Origin of the sequence: Curtobacterium sp. ISL-83, assembly GCF_018613895.1 — a bacterium.
Classification (GTDB): Bacteria; Actinomycetota; Actinomycetes; order Actinomycetales; family Microbacteriaceae; genus Curtobacterium.
Map to the genome: position 1 here is coordinate 1 of NZ_JAGGPH010000007.1, position 24421 is coordinate 24421.

Genomic DNA, 24421 nt, shown 5'->3' on the forward strand with positions numbered 1-24421 from the left:
CACGCGCGGCGAAAAGTGCCCGGCCCCCCCCCCCCCCCCCCCCCCCCCCCCCCCCCCCCCCCCCCCCCGCACGCAGAAGGGCCCCCGCACGCCGCAGCGTGCGAGGGCCCTTCTCTGACCAACCGGGACTAGAAGTCCATGCCACCCGTGGGGTCGCCGGCCGGCATGGCCGGGTTCTTCTCCGGCTTGTCGGCGACGACGGCCTCGGTCGTGAGGAACAGACCGGCGATCGACGCAGCGTTCTGCAGCGCCGAACGCGTGACCTTGGCGGGGTCGATGATGCCAGCGGCGATCAGGTCGACGTACTCACCGGTCGCGGCGTTGAGGCCCCAACCAGCTTCGAGCTCGCGGACCCGTGCGGCCACGACCCCCGGCTCGAGACCGGCGTTGAGCGCGATCTGCTTGAGCGGAGCGTCGATGGCGACGCGGACGATGTTCGCCCCGGTCGCCTCGTCACCCGTGAGCTCGAGCGACTCGAGCGCGACCTTGCCGGCCTGGATGAGCGCGACGCCACCACCCGCGACGATGCCCTCTTCGACAGCAGCCTTCGCGTTGCGGACGGCGTCCTCGATGCGGTGCTTGCGCTCCTTGAGCTCGACCTCGGTCGCGGCACCCGCCTTGATGACGGCCACGCCACCGGCGAGCTTCGCGAGGCGCTCCTGGAGCTTCTCGCGGTCGTAGTCGGAGTCGGTCGCCTCGATCTCGGAGCGGATCTGACGGACGCGGCCGGCGATCTGCTCGGCGTCGCCGGCACCTTCGACGATCGTGGTCTCGTCCTTGGTGATGACGACCTTGCGGGCACGACCGAGCAGGTCGAGCGTCGCGTTCTCCAGCTTGAGGCCGACCTCTTCCGAGATGACCTGGCCACCGGTGAGGATCGCGATGTCCTGCAGCATGGCCTTGCGGCGGTCGCCGAAGCCCGGCGCCTTGACGGCGACGGACTTGAAGATGCCGCGGATCTTGTTCACGACGAGGGTCGCGAGCGCTTCGCCGTCGACGTCCTCGGCGATGATCAGGAGCTGCTTGCCCGCCTGGATCACCTTGTCGACGACCGGCAGGAGGTCCTTGATGTTCGAGATCTTCGAGTTGACGATCAGGATGTAGGCGTCCTCGAAGACGGCTTCCTGACGCTCGGGGTCGGTGACGAAGTACTGCGACAGGTAGCCCTTGTCGAAGCGCATGCCCTCGGTGAGCTCGAGCTCGGTGCCGAAGGTGTTCGACTCCTCGACGGTGACGACGCCTTCCTTGCCGACCTTGTCGATCGCCTCGGCGATGAGCGCGCCGATCGTGGGGTCGGCGGCCGAGATCGACGCGGTGGCGGCGATCTGGTCCTTGGTCTCGATCTCCTTGGCGTCGGCGAGCAGCTGTGCGGAGACGGCCGCGACGGCCTTCTCGATGCCGCGCTTCAGGGAGATGGGGTCAGCACCGGCGGCCACGTTGCGGAGGCCTTCACGGACGAGCGCCTGGGCGAGCACCGTCGCGGTGGTCGTGCCGTCACCGGCGACGTCGTCGGTCTTCTTCGCGACCTCCTTGACGAGCTCCGCACCGATCTTCTCGTACGGGTCGTCGAGCTCGATCTCCTTGGCGATGGAGACACCGTCGTTCGTGATCGTGGGGGCCCCCCACTTCTTCTCGAGGACGACGTTGCGGCCACGCGGGCCGAGCGTCACCTTCACGGCGTCGGCCAGCTGGTTGAGGCCGCGCTCGAGGCCGCGTCGGGCCTCTTCGTTGAAAGCAATGATCTTTGCCATAGTGAGTTTCTCGTCCCTCCCGGACGTCGTGCATGGGGGTCGTGCTGGCACTCAGCGTGAACGAGTGCCAACGCCGATTCTGGCACTCGACGGGTGCGAGTGCAACACGATCGGGAGGCGCGGCCCGACTTCCCAGGACACGTCGCCCCCGCGGGCACGCACCGGACACAGCGAACGCGCCGCCCCTGAGGGGACGGCGCGTTCGCTGTGGTTCCGGCTCAGGCGGGTCGGACGGACTCGGCCTGCGGGCCCTTCGACCCGGTGCCGACGTCGAACACGACGGCCTGGCCCTCCTCGAGGACCTTGTAGCCCGACATGTCGATGGCCGAGTAGTGCACGAACACGTCCTGGCCACCCCCATCGACGGTGATGAAGCCGAAGCCCTTCTCGGCGTTGAACCACTTCACGGTTCCGTTGGCCATGTTCCTTGCTCCTTGCGGTACTGCTGATGCGATCGGCGGAGTCGCCTTTGTGTGACTCTTGCCCAACAACGCCCGCAGGGCAAGGGCTGTGACGCCGAATCCCGCAGAAATCAACGCGTTGGAAACACGCCCGTCACATTCGACGCCGACAGGCCTCAGCCGGCGTAGTCCGCACCGAGCACGACACTGACGGCGGCGTTCGGGAACGCGGCCGACTGCCGCACCGTCGCGACACCGAGCTGCTTGGCGATCCCCTGCGCCACGGCTGCCTGCGATGCCTGCTGGTAGTACACGATCGTCGCGGTCGCCCCGGTCGTGCCGGCGTCACCCGTCGAGGCCACCTTCCACCCGGCCGTGGTCAACGCACCGCTGGCCTTCGCCGCCAGCCCGGCCCGCGTGGTGCCGTTCAGGACCACGACGGTCGTGGTGCCCTGCTGGGCCGGCGTCGCGGCCGCTGGAGCCTGCGCCGCGCCGCCGCCGGTGGAGCCCGAACCCGAACCCGAGCCGGTCGACCTGGACGGGGATGCCGAGGAGGACGCCGGCGCGGACGCTGAGGACGACGGCGTCGTGCTGGTGAAGGAGTAGCTGCCGTTCAGCAGCGCGAGGACGAGCACCCCGATGCCCACGAGCACACCGGTGGCGAGGGCCGCCCACGCGAACGCGATCCAGCCACGACCGCGGCGCCGTGCCCCACGGTGCGCACCGACCCGTGGGCCGTCGGCGACGTCGTCGAACCGGTCTCGGGGGAATCTCGTGCTCATCGTTCCTCTTCACGTCCTTCGAGTACTGCGCCGGACGCCACGAAGCTCCGGGAAGCCCGGGCAGCAGTCCGTGCGCGGCGCAGTCGCTGCAGCCGGGTGACGAGCTGCGGGTCGTACGCGAGCGCCGCCGGCGAATCGATCACGCGGTTCAACACCTGGTAGTAGCGCGCCGCCGACATGTCGAACTCGACCCGGATCTCCGCTTCCTTCGTCCGGTCGTGCCGCGCCCGCTCGTGCTCGAACGCGAGCACGTGCTTGTCGAGCTCGCTGAGCTCGTCGGTGGGGAGGGCGGTCACTGCGGTTCCGATCGTGGAGGACACCGGCACAGCCGGGCTACGGGTCTCGCACATCGTAGGGGTGCGGGTGATCGGGACCCTGGCACGGTGCTGGACTGTCGTGAACTCCGGTCACAGGTTCGGGTCGCGGAGCCACCGGACGCGGGTCCCGAACGGATCGGAGACGGCCATCGCGACACCGTCCAGCGAGGCCGTCGCGAAGGCGTCGGGGTCGGACGGGTCGACGCCGTCGGGCAGCGTCGCCGCGACACCGGACAGGATGCCGGTCCGCTCGAGGGCGATCCAGTGCACGCTACGCTCGCGGATCCGGTCCACGAACCGCTGGCGGTCGGCACCTGGCACGTACACCAGCGTCCCGGTGGTCAGGACGACCGGCTCGCAGCCGTCCGGCAGGGCGTCCAGTGCGCGGTCCAGGTCACCCGGCAGCGTCCCGCGGATGCGGTCGGGAGGCTCGGCGAGCGCCGCGCGGGCCGCCTCGCGCATCAGGGCGGTGCGGTCCGTCGCCTCGGGCGGGACCGCCTCGACGAGCCGGTCGAACGCCTCCGGTGCCGCGAGGTCGATCGGGTTCGGATCGAGCAGCACGCGCGACCCGATCCGGATCGGTGCGCTGGCCGGGGGTGGCACCCGACCGCCGACGTCGGCGACCAAGCCGACCGCGGGCTCCGCCACCGCGGTGTGCATCCGCAGGACGGTCTCCGGTCGGGTGGTCTCGCTGACTCCGTCGGCTGTTCGGACGCCGTCCACGATCCGGTAGTCGAGCGTCACCCGGTCCGGGATCGAGCACAGCCCTGCCGCGCCGCCGGCGTCGACGAGGCCGAGCGGGCGCGACACCCGCGCGGCGAGCGCGGCGAACAGCGGGACGACGGGGGCGAGCCGACGGGGGTCGTTGGCCTGCACCGTGGCGGTGGTGAGGGCCGCGACCAGGGTGGGCCCTGCCTCCCGGCCGACGGTGCGGAGCGCACCCGGGTCCGACGGGTCCGCACCGAGCCGGCGCGCGACCGCGAAGAGCAGTTCCGGTTGCCGCTGCTGCTCCGGGACCTGGGCCAGGAGCGCGAGCAGGCCGTCGTCCACCGATCGCGCCCAGGCCGCGTAGGAGGGCGACTCCGGTGCGATGCGCTCGGCGTAGGCGGCGTACCGCGCGGCGGTGTCCGTGCTCATGGCGTCCGTTCTCGTGGGCGAGTGGCGCTCACGGGCGGTACATGCCGACGTGGCGGATGCCGGCCTCCACGTACGGTGCGCCGAACCGGACGAAGCCGTGCCGTTCGTAGAGGCCGGCGACGTACTCCTGCGCGTGCAGGACGATCGGCTCGTGCCCGTGCTCCGCCAGCACCGCCGCGACCAGGCCGTCGGCGATCCCATTCCCACGGTGGTCGGGGTCCGTCGCGACACGACCGATCACCCACGACGGCCCAGCGCTGTCGGCCGGGTGCACCTCGGCTGCGCCGGGCCGCAGGAGCCGCAGGTACCCCACCGGATCCGCGTCCGTTCCGAACCACCAGTGCTCCGTGTCCGGGTCGCGGTCACGGCCGTCGAAGTCCTCGGCGGTGACCCGCTGCTCGAGCGCGAACACCCGGTTCCGCAACCGCACGATGCCGTACAGTTCGTCCGTCGTCAGACGGTCCCAGCGGGCGCGGTGCACGGAATGCTCGGACATCGTCACGAGTTTAGTGAAGTGGTCGGAACCGCCCAGATCATCCCGACCGGAAGCAGGAGGAACACATGGCATACAACGTCGACAAGTCCGACGCCCAGTGGCGCGAGGAGCTCTCCCCGGACCAGTACGCCGTCCTGCGTCAGGCCGGCACCGAGCGTCCGTGGACCGGTGAACTCCTCGACGAGGAGCGCGCCGGCATCTACACGTGTGCGGCCTGTGGCTCGGAGCTGTTCAAGAGCGGCACGAAGTTCGACTCCGGCTGCGGCTGGCCGTCGTTCTACGAGTCGGTGGACCCCGACGCGGTGCAGCTCATCGAGGACAAGTCCCTCGGTATGGCCCGCACCGAGGTCCGCTGCGCGAACTGCGGCTCGCACCTGGGGCACGTGTTCCCGGACGGGTTCGGGACGCCGACGGGTGACCGCTACTGCATGAACTCGATCTCGCTGAACTTCTCAGCGGCCGAGTGATCCCTGGCGCACCCCGGTAGGCAGGGTGCGCCACGGTCGACGGGGCACACCCCGGGAGACCCGGCGCGTCCCGGTACACTGGGCGCGTCAGCCGGCATGGCGCAATTGGTAGCGCACCGTACTTGTAATACGGGGGTTGCGGGTTCAAGTCCCGCTGCCGGCCCGGTAAGATCGACCCGCAGGCCGCGGTTCTCCGCCGCCCGCACCGCCTTCAGCCTCGCCCCGCGCGGGGCTGTCGTGCGTCTGGCGCGTCTCGGCTGCCTTCCCACTCCGCGGCCGGCGACTCATGGCCACACGCCTGGCCGGTACGCCATGCGCTCGATCTCGCCGACGAGCGCCTCCATCACCCGGGCCTGCCGAGGGTCGGTCTCGACGACGGTGCGAGCCCGCACCCAGACGTACGCGAGGACATCGGCCGCTTGCAGCATGCGCGAGTGGTGGCTCGGCGCGAAGTGCACGGTGTCCAACAAACGGTCGAGTCGCGTGCGCATGTACGGGCCCGGGGTGCCGTAGGTCTGGTAGAGCGCGAACCGTTCGCGGTGCCGTTCTCGATCGTCGCGCTCATCGGCGATCACGAGGGCGCGGGTCGCACGGGTGGCCGCGAGTTGGTCCAGCCGCTGCAGGAGGTGCTGGAACGCGACCTGCTCAGGTGGAAACCGATCCGGGAGGGCTCGCGTCTCCTGGTAGCGGGCGAGTGCAGCCGGCGGTACCGCCCGCAGCAGGACCGTCGCGCCGGCAGCACGCACCGCGTCGACCACGTCGATGAAGACCTTCACGCGCGCCCGCGGCGGCACGGCGTCCCACCGTCCCTTGCCGTGGAAGATCGGGTGCGCGTGGATCTCGGTTCGTCCGTCGATCCCGAAGGCAGCGAGGGGCGCGACGACCTCGTGCAGTCGCTGGGTCAGCCAATGGGTCTGGTCGGCGTCCGCGACGATCGCGCCGAACCCGTAGAGGTCGTCCTTGAACGATTCGTCGACGAAGCAGAGCAGCACACTGGAATACTGCCGTACGCGCCGCACGATGGCGGTGAAGACGGAGCCCCGGGCGAGTGATCGCCCGGGGCTCCGGCGTCGCGGAACACGGATCAGGGAGTGTTCCCCGCGCTCGACGCGGTAACCAGCCGGTCGTGCGACGAGGATGGCACCGCTTCGACACGGATGTCCACGGTGCAGCCCAGATCCGCGGAAACCCGCACACCCGTGCAGCGGGTTCAGCGCCCGCCGGTGATCTTCCGCTCGCGCTGTGCGACACCGGCGGTGCCGTACGGGTAGTCGTCGATCCGCGGCGCGCTGGCCTTGTCCAGGGCGGCGAGCTCATCGGCGCCGAGGACGAGGTCCGCTGCACCCAGGTTGTCGCGGAGCTGCTCGACGGTGCGCGCACCGAGGATGACGCTCGTGACCGCCGACTGTGCGAGCAGCCACGCGAGGGCGACCTGCGACCGGGACGCCTCGTGCGCGTCCGCCGCTGCCGACACCGCGTCGAGGACGGCCCAGGTGCGCTCGTCGTTGTTGCGCGCCTCCCAGGCCTCCATGCCGCGCTGGGGGTTCTCGCCGAGGCGGGTCGCTCCGGTCGGGGCCTGGTCGCGCTGGTACTTGCCGGACAGCCACCCGCCGGCGAGGGGCGACCACGGGAGCAGCCCGATGCCGGCGTCGAGGCACGCCGGGACGACCTCGTGCTCGATGTCGCGCACGAGCAGGTTGTACTGCGGCTGCAGGGTGACGGGCGGTGCCCATCCGTGCGCCTTCGCCTCGTAGACCGCCTTCGTGATCTGGTAGCCGAGGTAGTTCGAGAACCCGTACGAACCGATCTTGCCGGCGGACACGGCGTCGTCGAGGAAGCGCAGGGTCTCCTCGATCGGCGTCAGGGCGTCCCACGCGTGCATCTGGTACAGGTCGATGGTCTCGACGCCGAGCCGGTCGAGCGAGGCATCGAGTGCACGGGCGAGGTGGCGGCGGGAGAGCCCGACGTCGTTCGGCCCGTCGCCCTGGGGGAAGCGCCCCTTGGTCGCGATGACGACCTGCTGCGCTTCGGTCGGGTGGTCCGCGAGCCACCGACCGATGATGCGCTCCGACTCGTTGCCGGAGTACACGTCCGCCGTGTCGATGAGGGTGCCACCCGCTTCGACGAACGCGTCGATCATGGCGTGGGAGGTGGGTTCGTCGGCTTCGCTGCCGAACGTCATGGTGCCGAGGGTCAGCGTCGACACCGATGTCCCGCTGTTTCCGAGGAGTCTGTAGTCCATGGCGGGGACGCTACGCCCGGGCCCCTCGGGCAGAGGGGACCTGCGAGTACCGGTCAGCGCTGCCTGGACAACGCCACGGCAGTCCCGTCAGGACCGCAGGAACGCGATCGCCGCGTCCCGGAAGGCGCGCGACGTCGGCGCGTTGAAGTGGTTGCGCCCCGGGATCTCGAAGAACGACGCGTTCGGGGCCGCCGCGGCGAGCCGGACGGCGCTGTCCCGGATGCCGTCCTCGCTGCCGGCAGCCATCAGGATCGGCTGCGCGGGCGCGTTCGCCGGGGTCGGCTCGACGCTGTCCCGCATCCCCTCGACCATCGCGACGAGCGCACCGAGGTCGTTGCCGTCGACGCTGGCCGCCATGGTGAGGTAGCCGTTCGTCACCCGGTCCTCCACCGGGGTCCCGTCGGCGATGTAGGCCTTCGCCTGGTCGACCCGCACGCGGCGCATCGGGTCGGCGTCTGGGATGCCACCGAGCACGGCGCGGGAGATCCGGTCGGGCAGCTGCTCTGCGGTGTGCCACCCCACGCGGGCCCCGAGCGAGTACCCGAGGAAGGCCACGTCGTCGAGCAGGTAGGTGTCGATGACGGTGGTGACGTCGGCGACGAGCAACTCCATCGAGTACGCGGTCGGGTCGTGCGGCTTCGACGAGGCCCCGTGCCCGCGCTGATCGAGCGCGACGACCCGGTAGCCCGCACGCACGAGGTCCCGCGTCCACCCGGAGGCGTGCCAGTTCAGGACGGCGCCGGAGGCGAACCCGTGCACCGCGATCACGACGGGTGCGTCCGGCTCGCCGAAGTCGTACGTCGCGAGCCGCAGTCCGTCCGGGGACATCACGGCACGGGGGCGGGGCGCTTCGGGGACGAGGGACATGACCTCACAAGCGTATCGGGGCAGTGTGGTGGGCATGGACGGGTACGGCGGCGATCAGATCCGGGCGGCGGAACGACCCCACCTCGAGGCGGGCGAGCCGCTGATGCAGCGTGCGGCCGAGGGACTCGCAGCGGTCGTCTCCGGGCTGCTCGACGACCCGGCGGTCCGGCCCGGCGAGGGCCCGGGCTCGGTCCTGCTGCTGGTGGGCAGCGGCGACAACGGCGGCGACGCCCTGTTCGCGGGCGCGCGCCTCGCCGCGGACGGGAGGCACGTCACGGTCCTGCGCGTCGGCTCACGTGTCCACGGGGCGGGCCTGGCAGCGGCGCTGGCTGCGGGGGCGACCCTGCTGGACGACCCGGACGACGACCGGTCCGCCGACGACCTCGCCGGTGCGGCCGACATCCTCCGGGCGGCGGAGGCGCACGGGAGTACCCGGCTCGCGGCCATCGCAGCCGAGGCGGCGCTCGAGGCCGACCTGGTGCTCGACGGGATCCTCGGCATCGGGGTGCACGGCGCAGCACCGCTGCGCTCTCCCGCTCGGGAGGTCGTCGGCGCCGTCCGCGAACTCGCTCGCGACCAACGCGCCCCGTTCGTCGTGGCCGTGGACGTCCCGAGCGGCATCGACGTGGACACCGGTGGCATCGCGGACGACCACGTCCTGCAGGCCGACGTCACCGTGACGTTCGGTGGCGTCAAGGCCGGGCTGCTCCGCGGGCCGGGTGCGACGCTCGCGGGTCGGATCGAGCTCGTCGACGTCGGCATCGGCGCCGAGCTGGCCGCGATGGAGCCCCTCGTGCGCAGTTGAGCGCCGGCGGGGTACCCGGCCGCTCGCACGGTCGGGCCCCGCAGCAGTGCTCAGGTGGCGGGCGTCGCGGAGGCCTTCGCGGACGGGCTCGGCGTCGGGGTCCCCGTCGGGGCGGTGGCGCCGGCAGCCGAGACCACGAACGTGCGGAAGTCGTCGTTCGTGATCGGGCTCGTCAGCTCGTAGCGCTGGCCGTTCACGAGCACGAGCGGCGTCCCGGGGAACGTCGACAGCTTCGTGCCGGGGATGTCGCCTCCGGACACCGCCGTGGTCCGGTCGTCGATCCAGCGGCCGAACGTCTGGTCCGCGATGCAACTGCGGATGGCCGCCTGGTGCTGCACGCCGGAGACCCCGGTGACGATGCTGGTGAGCTGCGCGTCCGTCAACCCCGCGGTGCCCTCGGCCGGCTGCTTCGCGAAGAGCGCCTTGTTCACGGCGAAGAACTGGTCGGGTGACTTGTCCGCGACGCACGCAGCGGCGTTCGCGGCACGCAGCGAGTACTTGGTGCCCTGGGACTTGTTCGCCAGGACCGCGATCGGGTGGATGTCGACCGTGGCCGCCCCGGAGTCGACGAGACTCTCGATGTAGTCGCCGTTGGCCTGCTCGAACGCCCCGCACGTCGGGCACAGGTAGTCGACGAAGAGCGAGATGCGGACCGTCCCCGCACCCTCGGGGCTGGTCGGGGCCGGCGACGACACCGTGACCGCCTTGAGGCCCTGACCGATCGTGATGCCGCCCTGCGAGGTGTTCTGCGGCCCGGGGCCGGTCGGCTGCCGGATCGTGTTCACCAGGACGAGCGTCACGATCGTCGCCGCGGCGAGCAGGACGACCCCGAGACCGATCTGGATCCCGAGTCGCACCCCCCGCTGCCGTCGCTTCTGCTGGGTCCGTGCTCGCTGCGCTCGCTGCCTGGCGGCTTCGCGGCGCTCGTTCCGCGCGGCGCGGGCGTCACCGTCGGGGCGGTGGGTCATCGAGTGTCGTCCTCCTGGTTCGGGCGTCCGCTGCACCTCACCCCCGTGCGGCGGACGGACCCGGCGATTGTAGTGGGGCGCTCTGGGAACCAGCCAACCAGGCGGACAGCACTGGCGTCGCGGCCCGAACTCGTGTTGTATGAACCACGGTGGTCGATGATGACCGCTCGGCGCCCTCGCGGGCTGCCGCTTCCACTACGGATCGTCCGGCACGTACCTGCCGGTGGAAAGGACTGAACGCTCATGGCGTCCGTCACCTACGACAAGGCAACCCGTCTCTACCCGGGCGGCAACCGCCCCGCGGTGGACTCCCTCGACCTGGACGTCGCCGACGGCGAGTTCCTCGTCCTCGTCGGCCCCTCCGGCTGTGGCAAGTCGACATCCCTCCGCATGCTCGCCGGCCTCGAAGAGGTCAACTCCGGCGCGATCCGCATCGGCGACCGCGACGTCACCGACGTCCCGCCGAAGGACCGCGACATCGCGATGGTGTTCCAGAACTACGCGCTGTACCCGCACATGACCGTCGCCGAGAACATGGGCTTCGCGCTCAAGATCGCCGGCGTCGGCAAGGAAGAGCGTGCGACCCGCGTGCAGGAAGCCGCGCGACTCCTCGACCTCGAGGACTACCTCGGCCGCAAGCCGAAGGCGCTCTCCGGTGGTCAGCGTCAGCGCGTCGCGATGGGCCGTGCGATCGTCCGTCAGCCGCAGGTGTTCCTCATGGACGAGCCGCTGTCGAACCTCGACGCCAAGCTCCGCGTCCAGACCCGCACGCAGATCGCGTCGCTGCAGCGTCGTCTCGGCGTCACCACGGTCTACGTCACGCACGACCAGACCGAGGCCCTGACCATGGGTGACCGCATCGCGGTGCTCAAGGACGGCATCCTGCAGCAGGTCGGCACCCCGCGCGACCTGTACGAGAAGCCGAACAACGTGTTCGTCGCCGGCTTCATCGGTTCGCCGGCCATGAACCTCCTGCCGGCCAACGTGGTCGAGGGCGGCATCCGCTTCGGGTCGCTCAACCACCCGATCGACCGCGACACGCTGTCGAACGCGAAGTCCGCACAGATCACGGTCGGCGTCCGCCCCGAGGACATCGTCGTCGCCCACTCGGGTGAGGGCCTGCCCGTCACGGTCGACGTCGTCGAGGAGCTCGGCGCCGACGGCTACCTCTACGGTCACGCCGACGTCAACGGCTCGCGCGTCGACATCGTCGCCCGTGTCGACGGCCGCGCCCACCCGTCGATCGGTGACACGATCGTCGTCTCCCCGAAGGAAGGCCACGTGCACGCCTTCGACACCGAGTCGGGCGAGCGCCTCAACGACAAGGTCGCGATCGGCGCCTGACGTCGCCAGATCCCCCGGGAGCCCGCCCCGCCTCACCAGGCGGGTGCGGGCTTCCGCCGTTCGCGTCCAGAATGAAGGCGCGTCCTGACGGGAGGCGCGGGGCGGGCCCGTCCCGCGCCTCCCGTCCGAACCCACCCACCGCCGCGACCGTGCGCTCCGCACGCCCCCAGAGGAACCAACCGTGTCCGACTCCCTGTCCATCACCGCAGCCACCGTCGACCCCGGACTCCTCGACCTGCCCTGGGACATCCCCCTCGAGGACTGGCCGGACGACACGATCGTCGCGCTGCCCAAGGGCATCTCGCGGCACCTCGTGCGGTTCGTGCACCTGAGCGGGTACGTCGCCGCCGTGAAGGAGACCGGCGAGGAGGTCGCACGATCGGAGTACGACATGCTCCGCACCCTGCAGCGCATGGACGTGCCGTGTGTCGACCCGGTCGCGGTCATCACGAACCGCATGGACGCCGACGGTGAACCCCTGCACCCCGTGCTCGTCACCCGGCACCTGCGGTTCTCGCTGCCGTACCGCGCCCTGTACTCGCAGACCCTGCGGCCGGAGACGGCGACCCGCCTCGTCGACGCCCTCGCGCTCCTGCTCGTGCGCCTGCACGTGATCGGGTTCTACTGGGGCGACGTCTCGCTGTCGAACACGCTCTTCCGCCGGGACGCCGGTGCGTTCGCCGCGTACCTGGTGGACGCCGAGACCGGCAAGCTCTACCCGGGCGGCCTGTCGAACGGGCAGCGCGAGAACGACCTCGAGGTCGCGCGGGTCAACATCGCCGGGGAGCTCCTCGACCTGGAGGCCGGCGGTCGCCTCGACGAGAACGCCGACGCGGTGGACGTCTCGAACCGGATCGTGGCGCAGTACCGGACGCTCTGGAAGGAACTCACCGGCACCGAGCAGTTCGACATCCGGGAGCGCTGGCGCATCAACGACCGCGTCGAACGCCTCAACGCGCTCGGGTTCGACATCGAGGAGCTGTCGATCCACACGACCGAGGGCGGGTCGCAGGTACGCATCCAGCCGAAGGTCGTCGACGCCGGGCACCACCAGCGGCGGCTGCTGCGCCTGACCGGCCTCGACGCCGGCGAGAACCAGGCCCGACGGCTGCTCAACGACCTGGACTCGTACCGGGCGCGCAACGGCCGCGACCTGCTGGACGAGGAGATGGTGGCGCACGAGTGGGTCTCTCGGGTGTTCGAGCCCGTGATCCGGTCGATCCCGCGGGAGCTCCGCGGGCGTCTGGAACCGGCCGAGATCTTCCACGAGCTGCTCGAGCACCGCTGGTTCATGTCGCAGCAAGAGGAGCGCTCGGTCTCGCTGCCGGAGGCCACGACCGCCTACGTGAACGACGTGCTGCGACACCGCCGCGACGAGAAGCTGCTCATCAACCCGCCGACGTCGTCGTTGAGCCTGCCGCTCACGGACGATGACGACGAGTCGGTGGACGACGTCGAGGACTGGCGCGCCTCCGTCTGACCGACGACTCTGCTCGCGCGGAACGGCCTTGCTCGCGCAGAACGGCCCCCGGGCTCCCAGCAATGTGGGGCCCGGGGGCCGTTCGCGACAGGCGGTGCGGACTACTCGGCGCGTCGGCGCCGAGCGACCTCCCACAGGGTGACACTCGCGGCGATGCCCGCGTTGAGGGACTCGGTCGCGCTCGAGATCGGGATCGACACGATGGCGTCGCAGGTCTCGGTGACGAGCCGCGACAGGCCCTTGCCCTCGGAGCCGACGACGATGACGATCGGACGGTCCGCCAGCTCGAGTGCATCGAGCTGCACGTCGCCGTCGCCCGCGAGCCCGAGGACGAAGAGGCCCATCGACTTGAGCGACTTGAGCGTCTGGGTCAGGTTCGGCGCCATCGCGACGGGGGTGCGGGCGGCGGCACCGGCGGAGGTCTTCCACGCCGAGGCCGTCACGCCGACCGAGCGACGCTGCGGGACGACGACACCGTGGCCGCCGAACGCCGCGGTCGACCGGATGATCGCACCGAGGTTGCGCGGATCGGTGATGCCGTCGAGCGCGACGAGCAGCGGGACCTCGTCCTTCGCGAACGCGCGCTCGACGATGTCCTCGGCCACGGAGTACTCGTACGTCGGGACCTTGAGCGCGACGCCCTGGTGCACGCTGTCGTGGCCGGTGATCCGGTCGAGCTCCGGACGCATGATCTCGACGATCGGCAGCCCGCGGTGGTTCGCGAGCGCCAGGATCTCCTTGACGCGGTCGTCGACCTCGATGCGCGACGCGATGTAGAGCGTCGACGACGGGGTCTTCGTGCGGAGGGCCTCGAGCACGGAGTTGCGGCCGGTCACGATCTCGGAGTCGTCCGACTTCCGTGTCGGCGGGCGGCTCGTCCGGCCCTGGGGCGTGCTCGAGGCGCCGTGGCGACCCTTGGCCGCCTCGAAGCGTTCCTTCGCCGCCTTGCGCTTGCCGGCGGGGTGGTAGGGACGGTCCTCGGCCTTCGGGGTCGGCTTCCGGCCCTCGAGCGCCTGCGCGCCCTGGCCGCCGGAGCCGACCTGCTTGTTGCCCTTGCGTCCGGAGCGGACGGCGCCGGGACGGCCCTTCCGGCTCCCAGAGACGTTCTTCATGCGGTTCTCCTGTTCGGCACTGCCGTGGTCAGGCGATGCTGCGATGTGTTCGCCGGAACGTTCACTGTGGTGTGGCCTCGATGACCGGTGGTCATGCGAGGCTCCAACGTGTTCCGGACGGGGTGTCCTCGATCGTGATGCCCGCGGCGGCGAGGTCGTCGCGCACGCGGTCGGCTGCTGTGAAGTCCCGTGCCGCCCGTGCGTCCGCACGTTCCTGCACGAGCCGCTCGACGAGCGCGGCGAGCGGTGCGGCCGACGCATCGTGACCACCGCCCGACCAGTGGGCGGCGCGCGGGTCGATGCCGAGCACCTCCACCATCGCAGCCACCTGATGGTACGCGGTCCCGAGGGAATCCGCATCGTCGGCGTCCAACGCGGCATTGCCGGCGCGGACGGTCTCGTGCAGGACGGCGAGGGCCTGCGGCACCGCGAGGTCGTCGTCCATGGCCGCGGCGAAGGCATCCGAGACGGCCGGGGCCTCGCGCGCGGGCACGCCGACGAGTCGCTCGGTGGCCCGCTCGAGGAAGCCCGCGATCCGGTCGTAGGCCGCTTCGGCCTCGGCGAGGGAACCGTCGTGGTGGTCGATCGAGGATCGGTAGTGCGCCGCGCCGAGGAAGTACCGGACGACGGCGGGACGAGCGGCACCGAGCAGATCGGCTGCGAACACCGAGTTGCCGAGCGACTTCGACATCTTCTGGCCGCCGACCGTGACGAGTCCGTTGTGCAGCCAGTACGAGGCGAACGGGTCACCGGCGGCCGTCGACTGTGCGAGTTCGTTCTCGTGGTGCGGGAACCGGAGGTCGAGTCCGCCGCCGTGGATGTCGAACGCCGGGCCGAGGTAGCGCCGGGACATCGCGGAGCACTCGATGTGCCAACCCGGGCGGCCGGGGCCCCACGGGCTGTCCCAGTTCGCGGAGGCCGGCTCGCCGGGCTTCTGGCCCTTCCAGAGCGCGAAGTCACGCGGGTCGCGCTTGCCCCGGGGGTCGGCATCCGCGGCGTCGACCATGTCCTCGCGGCGCTGACGCGTCAGGTCGCCGTAGTCGGGCCAGCTGCCCGTGTCGAAGTAGACGTCGCCCGAGTCGTCCGCGGCCGCGTAGGCGTGCCCCCGCTCGATCAGCCGGGCGATGATCTCGTGCATCTGCGGCACGCTCGCGGTCGCGCGGGGCTCGTAGGTCGGCGGCAGGATGCCGAGCGCGTTGTACGCCGCCGTGAACTCGAGCTCGACGCGGTAGGCGCGGGCGAACCAGGGCTCGTCGGTCCGGGCGGCCAGGTCGAGCACCTTGTCGTCGATGTCCGTGACGTTCCGCACGAGGGTGACTCGGAACCCGCGGTAGGTGAGCCACCGGCGCCAGAGGTCGTAGACCAGCGCGGAACGGAGGTGTCCGATGTGCGGCGACGACTGCACGGTCGGACCGCACACGTACACGCTCACCTGTCCGTCGACCAGGGGCACGAGGTCGACGACGGCTGCGGCACGGGAGTCGTACAAGCGAACGGTCACGGTCCCAGACTAGAGGGCACGACGCACCCGGGGCAGGTCCGTGACCCAGCGCACGCAGCCGCTCCGGGTCGCACGGTCGGGGCGGCCTGGGCGGTAGGAGCCGTCGGAGCCGTCCGCGTCAGGCTGGACGGACGAGCGCCGTCGCGATCGCCGCGAGGCCCTCACCGCGGCCGGTGAAGCCGAGGCCGTCCGTGGTCGTGCCGGACACCGCCACGGGAGCACCGACCACGGCGGCCAGCGCGTCCTGCATCTCGGCCCGACGAGCACCGATGCGCGGACGGTTCCCGATGACTTGCACGGTGACGGACACGGGCACCAGTCCGGCCTCGGCGAGCAGCGACACGGCGCCCCGGACGAACACGTCGCCGCCAGCGCCGGCGTACCGCGGGTCGGCGGTCCCGAAGCGACCGCCGATGTCGCCGAGCCCGCCGGCGGAGAGCAGAGCGTCGCACACCGCGTGCGCGACCGCGTCCCCGTCGCTGTGGCCGGACAGACCCGGTTCCCCCGGGAAGTCGAGCAGGCCCACGCGGCAGGCCGACGCAGGGTCGAACGCGTGCACGTCCACCCCGAGCCCGATGCGCGTGCCCTCGACGCGCGTGGTCCCGACCGGCCCGGCCGTCCGGGCGCGGACGATGGACTCGGCACGGCCGAGGTCCCACGGGGTCGTGATCTTGAAAGCGTCGGCATCGCCGGGGACGACCAGCACCGTGCCACCGGCCGCCTGGAACACCCCGGCGTCGTCGGTCTCGGGCCGCGCGGACCGCCGGTAGGCGTCACGGAGCGCGGCGAGCGGGAAGCCCTGCGGGGTCTGGACCCCGACGAGCGCCGACCGGTCCACCGTCTCGACCACGTGGTCGCCGTCCACGCGCTTGACCGTGTCGGTCACGGGGAGCGCTGGCACCACGCCGCCGCCCGACGCGGACACCGCGGTGAACACGCGCTCGAACTGGCTCGACGGCGTCAGACAGCGTGCGGCGTCGTGCACCAGAACGGTGTCGACGGAGTCCGGCAGGACGTCGAGGCCGGCCTGGACCGAACCGTGGCGATCCGCGCCTCCGGCAACAACGGCCGTGTACGCGACCGCGGCACCGGCGACCGAGGCGACCACGTCGCGACACGCGTCGAGGTGCGAGGCCGGCGCGACGACCACCACCAGGGTCGGCGTCGACAGCGCGAACAACGGGGCGAGCGCACGGGCGAGCACGAGCTCCCCGGCGACCGGCACGAACGCCTTGGCCGTGCCGAGGCCGAGGCGTGTGCCGGACCCCGCCGCAACGACGACGACCGCCCGGCCCACCCCGGAGGGGAACCGTGCGGTCGTCGTCGTGTCCAGTGCTGTTGCGTTCAGTGGTTCAGCGCGCTCAGTGGTCCCGCGCTCAGGACGCGAGGACCTCGTCGAGGACGGTCGATGCGCTGTCCTCGTCGGTCTTCTCGGCCAGGGCGAGCTCGGAGATCAGGATCTGCCTGGCCTTCGCCAGCATCCGCTTCTCGCCGGCGGACAGGCCGCGGTCCTGGTCGCGGCGCCAGAGGTCGCGGACGACCTCGGACACCTTGATGACGTCCCCGGAAGCGAGCTTCTCGAGGTTCGCCTTGTAGCGGCGTGACCAGTTGGTCGGTTCCTCGGTGAACGGTGCCCGCAGGACCTCGAACACCTTGTCGAGGCCTTCCTTGCCGATCACGTCGCGGACGCCGACGAGGTCGACGTTGTCCGCCGGGACCTCGATCGTCAGGTCACCCTGCGTGACGCGCAGCTTCAGGTAGACCTTTTCCTCGCCCTTGATGACGCGCGTCTTGACTTCAGAGATGGTTGCCGCCCCGTGATGGGGGTAGACGACGGTCTCGCCGACCTCGAATTGCATGTATCAGGCTCCGTTCCCAGACCTCCAGTTTACCACAAGCCCTGATCCGGTAAGGGGTGCTGGGCACGACCCCTCCCGGGTGATCGCTAGGATGGGGCCCGGGCCGTCTGGTCCGCATCGTGATCTTCCGGAGGAATCTCTTGCGAGCTCGGGTACTCGTGTCCGTCGCCGTTGCGGCATCCATCGCGCTCGGCGCCACCGGGTGCGAGTTCATGTCGCCCGCCCAGACCAAGGAGATCAAGCAGATCACCGACGGCGTGAACGTGACGACCGGGAAGCTCGACGTCCGGAACGCGCTGCTCATCTCCGACGACGGCACCGGAGCCCGGTTCGTCGGCACGCTGGTCAACTCCTCGGACTCGACCGACCTCACCGTCTCGATCGAGGTCGGCGACGACACCCAGACCGTCCAGGTCCCCTCGAACTCGCACGTGGACCTCGCGATGCCGTCGGCTACCCCCTCGGCCTCGCCGTCGGACGGTGCCGGCTCGAGCGCCGGCTCGAGCGCCAGTGCCGGCTCAAGCGTCGAACAGGGCACGACGGAGCAGGGCACCACGACCGCGCAGTCGACCGACGTCGTCTTCCCCAAGGCCCGCACCACGCCGGGCTCGCTCGTGAAGGTCTACTTCTCGTACGACGGCGCCGAGGGCGTCTCGGCACGGGTGCCGGTCCTCACCAGCACGCAGGAGGAGTACGCCACCCTCGCCCCGTCCCCGACCCCGTCCAGCACCGCGACCTCGCCCTCCGAGACCGGCACGCAGCCGACCGGCAAGGCCACGGCCCCGGGGACGCAGCCGAGCGGATCGTCGAACGGCCCCTCGAGCGGCAAGTCCGGCACGAACGGCTAGCACCCGACGGTCGCCGCGGTAGCGCGTCGACCAGCAGACCACCGGAGGCCCGGTGCCGGTTCCTGGAACCGGCACCGGGCCTCCCGTCTGTGCTCACAGGGCTGCGCCCAACGGGGCACACAGGGCTGCGCCCACCGGGCACACAGGGCTGCGCCCGCCGGTGGCGGGCCCGCCGCCGGCCCCGCGCAGGGCCTCAGGCCTCGATGCGGTAGCCGAGCCCCCGGACGGTCACCAGGATCTCCGGTGTGCTCGGCACCCGCTCGATCTTCGACCGAATCCGCTTGATGTGCACGTCCAGCGTCTTGGTGTCCCCGAAGTAGTCGGAGCCCCACACCCGGTCGATGAGCTGCCCACGGGTGAGCACCCGCCCGGCGTTCCGCAAGAGCAGTTCGAGCAGCTCGAACTCCTTGAGGGGCATCGCCGTCTCCGAGCCGTCCACCGACACCGTGTGGCGCTCGACGTCCATCCGGATGCCGCCGACCTGCAGGATGCCGGAGTCGGCCGGGTCGTCCTCCGTCCGGCGGCGGAGCACCGCACGGATGCGGGCGAGGAGCTCCCGCGTCGAGTACGGCTTCGTGACGTAGTCGTCGGCGCCGAGCTCCAGCCCGACGACGATGTCCACCTCCGAGTCCTTCGCCGTCAGCATGATGATGGGGGCGCTCGACCGCGTGCGGATCTGCCGGCAGACCTCGGTGCCGGACAGGCCGGGCAACATCAGGTCGAGCAGCACGAGGTCGGGGTTCTCGGCGTCGAACTTCGACAGCGCGGTCACGCCGTCGGCAGCGACGGAGATGTCGTACCCCTCGCGCTGCAGCAGGAACTCCAGGGGCTCGCTCAGGGCCGGCTCGTCGTCGACGATGAGGATCTTGGTCACGATTGCTGCTCTTCCAGTTGCTCTTCGAGTGCGGTGGTCAGTTCGGGATCCGCCTCGGGCAGGCGGATGGTGAAGGTGGAACCCTTGCCGGGCTGGGACCAGACACGGACGTCGCCGCCGTGGTTGCCGACGACGTGCTTGACGATCGCCAGCCCGAGGCCGGTGCCGCCCGTGGCTCGGGCGCGTGCGGGGTCGACGCGGTAGAACCGCTCGAACACGCGGTCGAGGTCCGCCTCCGGGATGCCAACACCCTGGTCGGTGACCGCGATCTCCACGAACCCCTTGGTCGACCGGACGCCGACGCCGACGCGGGTGTGGTCCGGGGAGTACTTGACCGCGTTCGCGATGAGGTTCGACACCGCGATCTGCAGCAGGCCCGGATCGCCCATCACCCGGAGCTTCGACTTCTTCGCCCGGACCAGTTCGATGTCGCGGGCACGGGCGACGACCTCGTTCGCGTCGATGGCGGCCTGCACGATCTTGTCGATGCCGGTCTCCTCGCTGTTCTCGAGCGTGTCGACCGACTGCAGCCGCGAGAGCTCGATGATGTCCTTCGTCAGGGCACCGAGCCGCTCCGACTCGGTGATGAGCTGCGAGGCGAACTTCCGGACGTGCTGCGGCTCGTCGGCCGCCGCCACGAGGGTCTCGGACAGCAGGCCGATCGCGCCGATCGGGGTCTTCAACTCGTGCGAGATGTTCGCCACGAAGTCGCGCCGGACCTCGTCGATGCGGCGACTCTCGGTGAGGTCGTCCGCCGTGACCAGGACGTACCGGTTGCCGAGCTGCGCGGCCCGGAAGCTCAGGTAGCCGATGAGCTCGCCCCGACGACCGCGCGGGAGCTCGAGGTCCTCCGCCCCCATCTCACCGCTCTGCCGGACCCGGTCGACCAGGTCGACGAGCTCCTGGTGCACGAGCCGGCGCCGCACCACGAGACCGACGGTGAGCGCCTGCGGGGACGCGGCGACCACGGTGTTGGACGGGTCGACCACGACGGCCGGGTTGTGCATGGTGGCGATGACCGCGGCGACGCCGTCCGGCAGCGTCCGCTCCGCCACGTCGGCGGCACGTGCCGTGCGCTCGGCGGTGATGATCAGCACCACGACGCCAGCGCCGAACACCCCGCCGAGGAGCATCGACAGTGGCACGAGCCACGCGTTGTCCATGCCGTCAGTGTAGGAGTGGTCACGCGGGGTTCGGGCACCGTTCACCCCCGCTGATGAGCCGGATCGCGAAGCGTTCAGCGGCACGTCACCGTTCGTTCACCTGGGCTGACGACACTCGTCCGGTACGCAGAGAGAGGTACTCCCCCATGCGCGAAGTGTTCCAGCAGGAACTCCAGGACGTCCAGGAACGGCTGACCGAGATCGCCGGTCTCGTCGAGTCCGCGATCACCCGAGCGACCCAGGCGTTCACCGAATCCGACGTCACCCTCGCCGAGGACGTCATCGCCGACGACGCGAAGATCGACGCCGCCGCGCAGGAGCTGGACGAGGTCGCGATCGACATCCTCGCCCGCCAGGCGCCGGTGGCCCGCGACCTGCGCGTCGTCGTCACCGCACTGCGGGTCAGCTCGTCGCTGGAGCGCATGGGCGACATGGCCGAGCACATCGCGCAGCTGACGCGGCAGCGCTTCCCCGAGAAGGTCGTGCCGAAGGGGCTCCGCAGCACCTTCAAGCAGATGGGCGCGCACGACGTCTCGATGGCGCAGAAGCTCACCCGCCTGCTCGCGACCGAGGACATCGCGCTGTCCGCGGAGATCCGTGACGAGGACGACGCCGTCGACGAGCTGCACGCGAGCGTCTTCGACTTCGTGCTCGGCGAGACCTACAAGGGCAACCCGGTGATCACCGTCGACGCGACCCTGGCGTCGCGGTACCACGAGCGCTTCGCCGACCACGCGGTGTCGATCGCGAAGAAGGTCGAGTACCTGGCGACGGGCGACTGGGCCAGCTCGGCGAGCGTCACCGCCTGACCCGACCGCTGTCGGTCCCCGACGCCCCGCGCTGCTCCGGCAGCGTGGGGCGTCGTGCTGTCGGTGCGTCGTGCCGTCGGAGCGTCGAACCGTCGGTGCGTCGCGCCCTCAGAACGTCGCGCCGTCGGAGCGTCGGGCCTCGGCCGGATGGGAGGATCGTGGCATGGCTCAGGTCGCGATCGTCGTCAACGGGATGCCCGGTTCGGGCAAGAGCACGGTGGGGGCCGCCCTCGCCGAGGTGCTCGGCTGCCCCTTCCTGTCGAAGGACCGGATCAAGGAACCGCTCGCGGACATCGCGGGCCCGATGATCGACTCGCGTGCACTCGGCGGGATCGCGATGGACACGATGTGGTCCATGGCGCGGGCCGTCGAGAACGGGGTGGTCCTCGACGCCGTCTGGCTGCCGTCGCGGGACCGGGACCGCCTGGAGGCAGGGCTCGCCACCGCCGGGTCGCCGCGCGTCGTCGAGGTGTGGTGCGACGTCGACCGCGCGACCGCCGAGGACCGGCTACGGGATCGCTACGACCCCGGTACCGTGCCGCTGCGACACGAGGTGCACGGAGAGCTGGCCGACGTCCTCGCGTTCTGGGACGAGCACGGTGTCGACGCCGGCCCCATCGGTGTCACGCCCGTGGTGCGCGTCGACACGACGCAGCCGTACGACGTCGGGGTGCTCGTGCAGGAGATCGCTGCGCACTTCGTCTGACCGCTGCGCCCGCGCGGAGGCACCGTGACACCGCGGCGAAACATCACACTCCGAATGTTTTGCAGCCGACCAGGCACACTCCTCGCTGCGGCACATCGCCGCAACGAGAAGGAGCACACCCATGAAGACCCCTCGACCCATCCTGGCCGTCCTCGCCGGTGGGACCCTCGCCGGTGCGATCGCCCTCGGTTCCGCCGTGCCCGCCTCCGCTGCCACCCTGTCCCTCGGGGCCGCGGGCATCGTGAACACCGCGAGCACCGGCACCAGCACCACGCCGACCCCGGGCATCACCGGCATCGACCGCAGCGGCGGCACCGTGGCGCTGGTCGGCACCGGCATCCCCAAGGCCTCGATCGCCATCCAGTACGGCGGCTCCACGGGGGCCATCGCCCTCGTGCAGGCGGACGGCTCGTGGCGCGCCACCTTCCGGAACGCCACGCCGAACCAGTTCACCGTGCAGCAGGGCGTCGGCGGGGTCCGCTCGCAGCCCGTCACGTGGCGCGTCGGCGACGCACCGATCGCCGCCGGCACCGTCACCACGCCCCCGGTCGCACCGCCGGAGACGTCCGCGCCGGCCGCGCCGGTCGTCGACGGCATCGTCCGCGAGGGCGGCCGCACGTACCTGGTGGGCTCCGGCATCGCCAACGGCTGGGTGACGGTCCGCACGACCTTCACCGGCGGCGTGATCAACGCGATCGCGGCCGACGGCACCTGGAAGGTCGACGTCACCACGGCGCGCGTCGACCTGTTCGAGGTGAGCCAGGCGGTGAACGGCAAGCGGTCCGCCTGGACGTCGTTCGACACGCGCGCCTGACCACGAGCGCCCGGAACGCGAGCGCGCCCCGTCACCGATCGGTGGCGGGGCGCGCTCGCGTGCGTCTGGCGGGGAGGGCTCGTTACTTCTTCGCGCCCTGGGCGGCGACGGCCGCGGCACCGGCCGCAGCGGCCTCCGGGTCGAGGTAGTACGACGGCTTCGTCGGGCGGAACTCGTCGTCGAGTTCGTACACGAGCGGGATGCCCGTCGGGATGTTGAGGCCCGCGATGTCCTCGTCCGAGATGCCGTCGAGGTGCTTCACGAGCGCACGCAGCGAGTTGCCGTGCGCGGTGACGAGGACGGTCTTGCCGGCGGCGAGGTCCTTCGTGATGTCGGACTCCCAGTACGGCAGCAGTCGCTCGATGACCAGCTTGAGCGACTCCGTCCGGGGCAGCTGGTCGCCGAGGTCGGCGTACCGACGGTCACCGGCCTGCGACCACTCGGCGTCGTCGGCGATGGGGGGCGGCGGCACGTCGAACGAGCGACGCCACTCCATGAACTGCTCTTCGCCGTACTGCTCGAGCGTCTGGGCCTTGTCCTTGCCCTGCAGGTCGCCGTAGTGCCGCTCGTTGAGGCGCCAGTCGCGCTTGACCGGCAGCCACGCCAGGTCGGCCTCGAGCAGCGCGATGTCCGCCGTCTGGATCGCACGGGTGAGGAGCGACGTGTACAGGACGTCCGGCACGATGCCCGAGCCGGAGATGAGCTCGCCGGCGCGCTTGGCCTCTTTCTCGCCGAGCTCGCTGAGTCGGACGTCGACCCAGCCGGTGAACAGGTTCTTCTGGTTCCAGTCACTGTTGCCGTGACGGAGCAGGACGAGCGTGGAGGTCATGCCGGGAGTCTACCGAGGCCCACCCGGCCCGTACCCTGGTCAGCATGCCCATCGGGAACGTGACACGCGGCACGACGGGCCACAACCGCCTCCGTCGCGTGGACCGGTGGATCGCGTCACTCCCGGTGCTCCGGGGCACCGACGACCCGCTCGTCGCGGACGTCGGCTACGGTGCCTCCCCGACCACCACGCTCGAGTTGCGGGACCGCCTGGCGCGCGTCCGACCCGACGTCGAGGTGACCGGGATCGAGATCGAACCGTCGCGGGTCGCGGTGGCGAACGCCGGGACGCGCGACGGCGTGACCTTCCGCCTGGGCGGGTTCGAGACACCCACCCCCGGAGGCCGCCGGCCCGCGGTGATCCGCGCCTTCAACGTCCTGAGGCAGTACGACGAGTCCGAGGTGGTCGCGTCGTGGCGGGTCATGCAGGACCGTCTGCAGCCGGGTGGTGCCCTGGTCGAGGGCACCTGCAACGAGGTCGGCCGGGTCGCCTCGTGGGTGACGCTCGACGACGTCGCGCCGCGGACGTTCACCGTCTCGCTGCGGCTCACCGGGCTCGACGTCCCCTCGGTCGTGGCCGAGCGGTTGCCGAAGGCGTTGATCCACCGGAACGTGCCCGGGGAGCGGGTGCACGCGTTCCTCCGCGACCTCGACCTGGCGTGGGCGGTGGCGGCGCCGCTCGGCACGTACGGCCCGCGGCAGCGGTGGATCGCGGCCGTCGGTGGGATGCGCGAGCGCGGGTGGCCGGTGCTGCACGGGGTGGGCCGGTGGCGGCTCGGGGAGCTCAGCGTGCCGTGGGAGGCCGTCGCCCCGTCGTCGTGACGGGCCCGGGGGTGGGGCGGGCTGGGCT

Annotated in this window: 26 protein-coding genes and 1 tRNA gene; 10 read left to right on the top strand and 17 right to left on the bottom strand. The window is 71.1% G+C overall.

What is annotated here, in order from left to right; genetic code table 11:
• Window positions 1-128: 128 nt before the first annotated feature.
• From groL to J7E22_RS04460, 6 genes are all read right to left on the bottom strand, one after another.
• Window positions 129-1751, bottom strand: coding sequence for a chaperonin GroEL (gene groL / locus J7E22_RS04435; protein WP_214979364.1), 1623 nt, complete (start codon window positions 1749-1751; stop codon window positions 129-131).
• 218 nt (window positions 1752-1969) lie between these two features.
• The gene (locus J7E22_RS04440; protein ID WP_017888049.1) at window positions 1970-2173 is read right to left on the bottom strand and encodes a cold-shock protein; all 204 of its coding nucleotides are present in this window, start codon (window positions 2171-2173) and stop codon (window positions 1970-1972) included.
• A gap of 155 nt (window positions 2174-2328) precedes the next feature.
• Window positions 2329-2934: a LytR C-terminal domain-containing protein gene (locus J7E22_RS04445; RefSeq protein WP_214979366.1), complete on the bottom strand. Its 606-nt coding sequence runs from the start codon at window positions 2932-2934 to the stop codon at window positions 2329-2331.
• Window positions 2931-3230, bottom strand: a complete 300-nt coding sequence (locus J7E22_RS04450; protein ID WP_308159151.1) for a DUF3263 domain-containing protein — start codon at window positions 3228-3230, stop codon at window positions 2931-2933. The genes J7E22_RS04445 and J7E22_RS04450 overlap by 4 nt, the downstream gene beginning before the upstream one ends.
• A gap of 111 nt (window positions 3231-3341) precedes the next feature.
• Entirely contained in the window at window positions 3342-4388 is a 1047-nt protein-coding gene (locus J7E22_RS04455; RefSeq protein ID WP_214979370.1) for a DUF2332 family protein, read from the bottom strand.
• A gap of 28 nt (window positions 4389-4416) precedes the next feature.
• On the bottom strand, window positions 4417-4884 hold the full coding sequence (locus J7E22_RS04460; protein WP_214979372.1) for a GNAT family N-acetyltransferase: 468 nt from the start codon (window positions 4882-4884) through the stop codon (window positions 4417-4419).
• Window positions 4885-4949: 65 nt separating this feature from the next.
• Between J7E22_RS04460 and msrB the strand changes: the two genes are divergently transcribed.
• Together msrB and J7E22_RS04470 are read left to right on the top strand one after the other, a co-directional pair.
• A complete protein-coding gene (msrB, locus tag J7E22_RS04465) occupies window positions 4950-5351 on the top strand; it encodes a peptide-methionine (R)-S-oxide reductase MsrB (protein WP_214979374.1) in 402 nt (133 codons plus the stop codon).
• 90 nt (window positions 5352-5441) lie between these two features.
• A tRNA-Thr gene (locus J7E22_RS04470) sits at window positions 5442-5514 on the top strand.
• 121 nt (window positions 5515-5635) lie between these two features.
• On the opposite strand, the gene J7E22_RS04475 is transcribed toward J7E22_RS04470, so the two are convergent.
• The 3 genes from J7E22_RS04475 to J7E22_RS04485 form a co-directional block, all read right to left on the bottom strand.
• Window positions 5636-6343, bottom strand: a complete 708-nt coding sequence (locus J7E22_RS04475) for a DUF3800 domain-containing protein (RefSeq protein WP_214979376.1) — start codon at window positions 6341-6343, stop codon at window positions 5636-5638.
• A 218-nt stretch (window positions 6344-6561) separates the two neighbouring features.
• Window positions 6562-7593: an aldo/keto reductase gene (locus J7E22_RS04480; RefSeq protein WP_214979378.1), complete on the bottom strand. Its 1032-nt coding sequence runs from the start codon at window positions 7591-7593 to the stop codon at window positions 6562-6564.
• 87 nt (window positions 7594-7680) lie between these two features.
• Window positions 7681-8460, bottom strand: a complete 780-nt coding sequence (locus J7E22_RS04485) for an alpha/beta fold hydrolase (protein WP_214979381.1) — start codon at window positions 8458-8460, stop codon at window positions 7681-7683.
• On the opposite strand from J7E22_RS04485, the gene J7E22_RS04490 reads away from it, so the two are divergent.
• Complete coding sequence (locus tag J7E22_RS04490) at window positions 8459-9265, top strand: NAD(P)H-hydrate epimerase (protein ID WP_251008736.1); 807 nt, start codon at window positions 8459-8461, stop codon at window positions 9263-9265. The two genes, J7E22_RS04485 and J7E22_RS04490, sit on opposite strands and share 2 nt — an antisense overlap.
• A 50-nt stretch (window positions 9266-9315) precedes the next feature.
• Here J7E22_RS04490 and J7E22_RS04495 read toward each other — a convergent pair whose 3' ends face one another.
• Complete coding sequence (locus J7E22_RS04495; protein ID WP_214979383.1) at window positions 9316-10233, bottom strand: thioredoxin domain-containing protein; 918 nt, start codon at window positions 10231-10233, stop codon at window positions 9316-9318.
• Between the two features lie 243 nt (window positions 10234-10476).
• Here J7E22_RS04495 and J7E22_RS04500 point away from each other — a divergent pair, with 243 nt between their 5' ends.
• The gene (locus J7E22_RS04500) at window positions 10477-11577 is read left to right on the top strand and encodes an ABC transporter ATP-binding protein (protein ID WP_214979385.1); all 1101 of its coding nucleotides are present in this window, start codon (window positions 10477-10479) and stop codon (window positions 11575-11577) included.
• 181 nt (window positions 11578-11758) lie between these two features.
• Entirely contained in the window at window positions 11759-13057 is a 1299-nt protein-coding gene (locus tag J7E22_RS04505; protein WP_214979387.1) for a DUF4032 domain-containing protein, read from the top strand.
• Between the two features lie 101 nt (window positions 13058-13158).
• On the opposite strand, the gene rlmB is transcribed toward J7E22_RS04505, so the two are convergent.
• The 4 genes from rlmB to J7E22_RS04525 all read right to left on the bottom strand — a co-directional run bounded on the left by rlmB (window position 13159) and on the right by J7E22_RS04525 (window position 17529).
• Window positions 13159-14169 (bottom strand): 23S rRNA (guanosine(2251)-2'-O)-methyltransferase RlmB, encoded by a 1011-nt coding sequence (gene rlmB / locus J7E22_RS04510; protein ID WP_214979388.1) that lies wholly within the window; start codon window positions 14167-14169, stop codon window positions 13159-13161.
• Between the two features lie 91 nt (window positions 14170-14260).
• Window positions 14261-15670, bottom strand: a complete 1410-nt coding sequence (gene cysS, locus J7E22_RS04515; protein WP_214979390.1) for a cysteine--tRNA ligase — start codon at window positions 15668-15670, stop codon at window positions 14261-14263.
• A gap of 118 nt (window positions 15671-15788) precedes the next feature.
• On the bottom strand, window positions 15789-16967 hold the full coding sequence (ispD, locus tag J7E22_RS04520) for a 2-C-methyl-D-erythritol 4-phosphate cytidylyltransferase (RefSeq protein ID WP_214979392.1): 1179 nt from the start codon (window positions 16965-16967) through the stop codon (window positions 15789-15791).
• A gap of 79 nt (window positions 16968-17046) precedes the next feature.
• Window positions 17047-17529, bottom strand: a complete 483-nt coding sequence (locus J7E22_RS04525; RefSeq protein ID WP_214979394.1) for a CarD family transcriptional regulator — start codon at window positions 17527-17529, stop codon at window positions 17047-17049.
• Window positions 17530-17669: 140 nt separating this feature from the next.
• On the opposite strand from J7E22_RS04525, the gene J7E22_RS04530 reads away from it, so the two are divergent.
• Complete coding sequence (locus J7E22_RS04530) at window positions 17670-18377, top strand: hypothetical protein (protein WP_214979396.1); 708 nt, start codon at window positions 17670-17672, stop codon at window positions 18375-18377.
• A 193-nt stretch (window positions 18378-18570) separates the two neighbouring features.
• Here J7E22_RS04530 and J7E22_RS04535 read toward each other — a convergent pair whose 3' ends face one another.
• On the bottom strand, window positions 18571-19251 hold the full coding sequence (locus tag J7E22_RS04535; protein WP_214979398.1) for a response regulator transcription factor: 681 nt from the start codon (window positions 19249-19251) through the stop codon (window positions 18571-18573).
• The gene (locus J7E22_RS04540) at window positions 19248-20414 is read right to left on the bottom strand and encodes a cell wall metabolism sensor histidine kinase WalK (protein WP_214979400.1); all 1167 of its coding nucleotides are present in this window, start codon (window positions 20412-20414) and stop codon (window positions 19248-19250) included. Before J7E22_RS04540 ends, J7E22_RS04535 begins: the two co-directional genes overlap by 4 nt.
• A gap of 146 nt (window positions 20415-20560) precedes the next feature.
• On the opposite strand from J7E22_RS04540, the gene phoU reads away from it, so the two are divergent.
• From phoU to J7E22_RS04555, 3 genes are all read left to right on the top strand, one after another.
• Window positions 20561-21223: a phosphate signaling complex protein PhoU gene (gene phoU, locus J7E22_RS04545; RefSeq protein WP_214979402.1), complete on the top strand. Its 663-nt coding sequence runs from the start codon at window positions 20561-20563 to the stop codon at window positions 21221-21223.
• Between the two features lie 163 nt (window positions 21224-21386).
• The gene (locus tag J7E22_RS04550) at window positions 21387-21929 is read left to right on the top strand and encodes an ATP-binding protein (protein WP_214979404.1); all 543 of its coding nucleotides are present in this window, start codon (window positions 21387-21389) and stop codon (window positions 21927-21929) included.
• A 121-nt stretch (window positions 21930-22050) separates the two neighbouring features.
• Window positions 22051-22743, top strand: a complete 693-nt coding sequence (locus J7E22_RS04555; protein ID WP_214979406.1) for a hypothetical protein — start codon at window positions 22051-22053, stop codon at window positions 22741-22743.
• A gap of 82 nt (window positions 22744-22825) precedes the next feature.
• Here J7E22_RS04555 and J7E22_RS04560 read toward each other — a convergent pair whose 3' ends face one another.
• A complete protein-coding gene (locus tag J7E22_RS04560; protein ID WP_214979408.1) occupies window positions 22826-23572 on the bottom strand; it encodes a phosphoglyceromutase in 747 nt (248 codons plus the stop codon).
• A 44-nt stretch (window positions 23573-23616) separates the two neighbouring features.
• Between J7E22_RS04560 and J7E22_RS04565 the strand changes: the two genes are divergently transcribed.
• A complete protein-coding gene (locus J7E22_RS04565) occupies window positions 23617-24393 on the top strand; it encodes a class I SAM-dependent methyltransferase (RefSeq protein WP_214979410.1) in 777 nt (258 codons plus the stop codon).
• The last annotated feature ends 28 nt before the right edge of the window (window positions 24394-24421 follow it).

Excerpts from the sequence above, each read along its gene's own strand:
- groL (WP_214979364.1), bottom strand. The coding sequence starts at position 1,751 with ATGGCAAAGATCATTGCTTTCAACGAAGAGGCCCGACGCGGCCTCGAG.
- J7E22_RS04440 (WP_017888049.1), bottom strand. The coding sequence starts at position 2,173 with ATGGCCAACGGAACCGTGAAGTGGTTCAACGCCGAGAAGGGCTTCGGC.
- J7E22_RS04445 (WP_214979366.1), bottom strand. The coding sequence starts at position 2,934 with ATGAGCACGAGATTCCCCCGAGACCGGTTCGACGACGTCGCCGACGGC.
- J7E22_RS04455 (WP_214979370.1), bottom strand. The coding sequence starts at position 4,388 with ATGAGCACGGACACCGCCGCGCGGTACGCCGCCTACGCCGAGCGCATC.
- J7E22_RS04460 (WP_214979372.1), bottom strand. The coding sequence starts at position 4,884 with ATGTCCGAGCATTCCGTGCACCGCGCCCGCTGGGACCGTCTGACGACG.
- msrB (WP_214979374.1), top strand. The coding sequence starts at position 4,950 with ATGGCATACAACGTCGACAAGTCCGACGCCCAGTGGCGCGAGGAGCTC.
- J7E22_RS04480 (WP_214979378.1), bottom strand. The coding sequence starts at position 7,593 with ATGGACTACAGACTCCTCGGAAACAGCGGGACATCGGTGTCGACGCTG.
- J7E22_RS04490 (WP_251008736.1), top strand. The coding sequence starts at position 8,459 with ATGACCTCACAAGCGTATCGGGGCAGTGTGGTGGGCATGGACGGGTAC.
- J7E22_RS04485 (WP_214979381.1), bottom strand. The coding sequence starts at position 8,460 with ATGTCCCTCGTCCCCGAAGCGCCCCGCCCCCGTGCCGTGATGTCCCCG.
- J7E22_RS04495 (WP_214979383.1), bottom strand. The coding sequence starts at position 10,233 with ATGACCCACCGCCCCGACGGTGACGCCCGCGCCGCGCGGAACGAGCGC.
- J7E22_RS04500 (WP_214979385.1), top strand. The coding sequence starts at position 10,477 with ATGGCGTCCGTCACCTACGACAAGGCAACCCGTCTCTACCCGGGCGGC.
- rlmB (WP_214979388.1), bottom strand. The coding sequence starts at position 14,169 with ATGAAGAACGTCTCTGGGAGCCGGAAGGGCCGTCCCGGCGCCGTCCGC.
- J7E22_RS04525 (WP_214979394.1), bottom strand. The coding sequence starts at position 17,529 with ATGCAATTCGAGGTCGGCGAGACCGTCGTCTACCCCCATCACGGGGCG.
- J7E22_RS04540 (WP_214979400.1), bottom strand. The coding sequence starts at position 20,414 with ATGGACAACGCGTGGCTCGTGCCACTGTCGATGCTCCTCGGCGGGGTG.
- phoU (WP_214979402.1), top strand. The coding sequence starts at position 20,561 with ATGCGCGAAGTGTTCCAGCAGGAACTCCAGGACGTCCAGGAACGGCTG.
- J7E22_RS04550 (WP_214979404.1), top strand. The coding sequence starts at position 21,387 with ATGGCTCAGGTCGCGATCGTCGTCAACGGGATGCCCGGTTCGGGCAAG.
- J7E22_RS04555 (WP_214979406.1), top strand. The coding sequence starts at position 22,051 with ATGAAGACCCCTCGACCCATCCTGGCCGTCCTCGCCGGTGGGACCCTC.
- J7E22_RS04560 (WP_214979408.1), bottom strand. The coding sequence starts at position 23,572 with ATGACCTCCACGCTCGTCCTGCTCCGTCACGGCAACAGTGACTGGAAC.
- J7E22_RS04565 (WP_214979410.1), top strand. The coding sequence starts at position 23,617 with ATGCCCATCGGGAACGTGACACGCGGCACGACGGGCCACAACCGCCTC.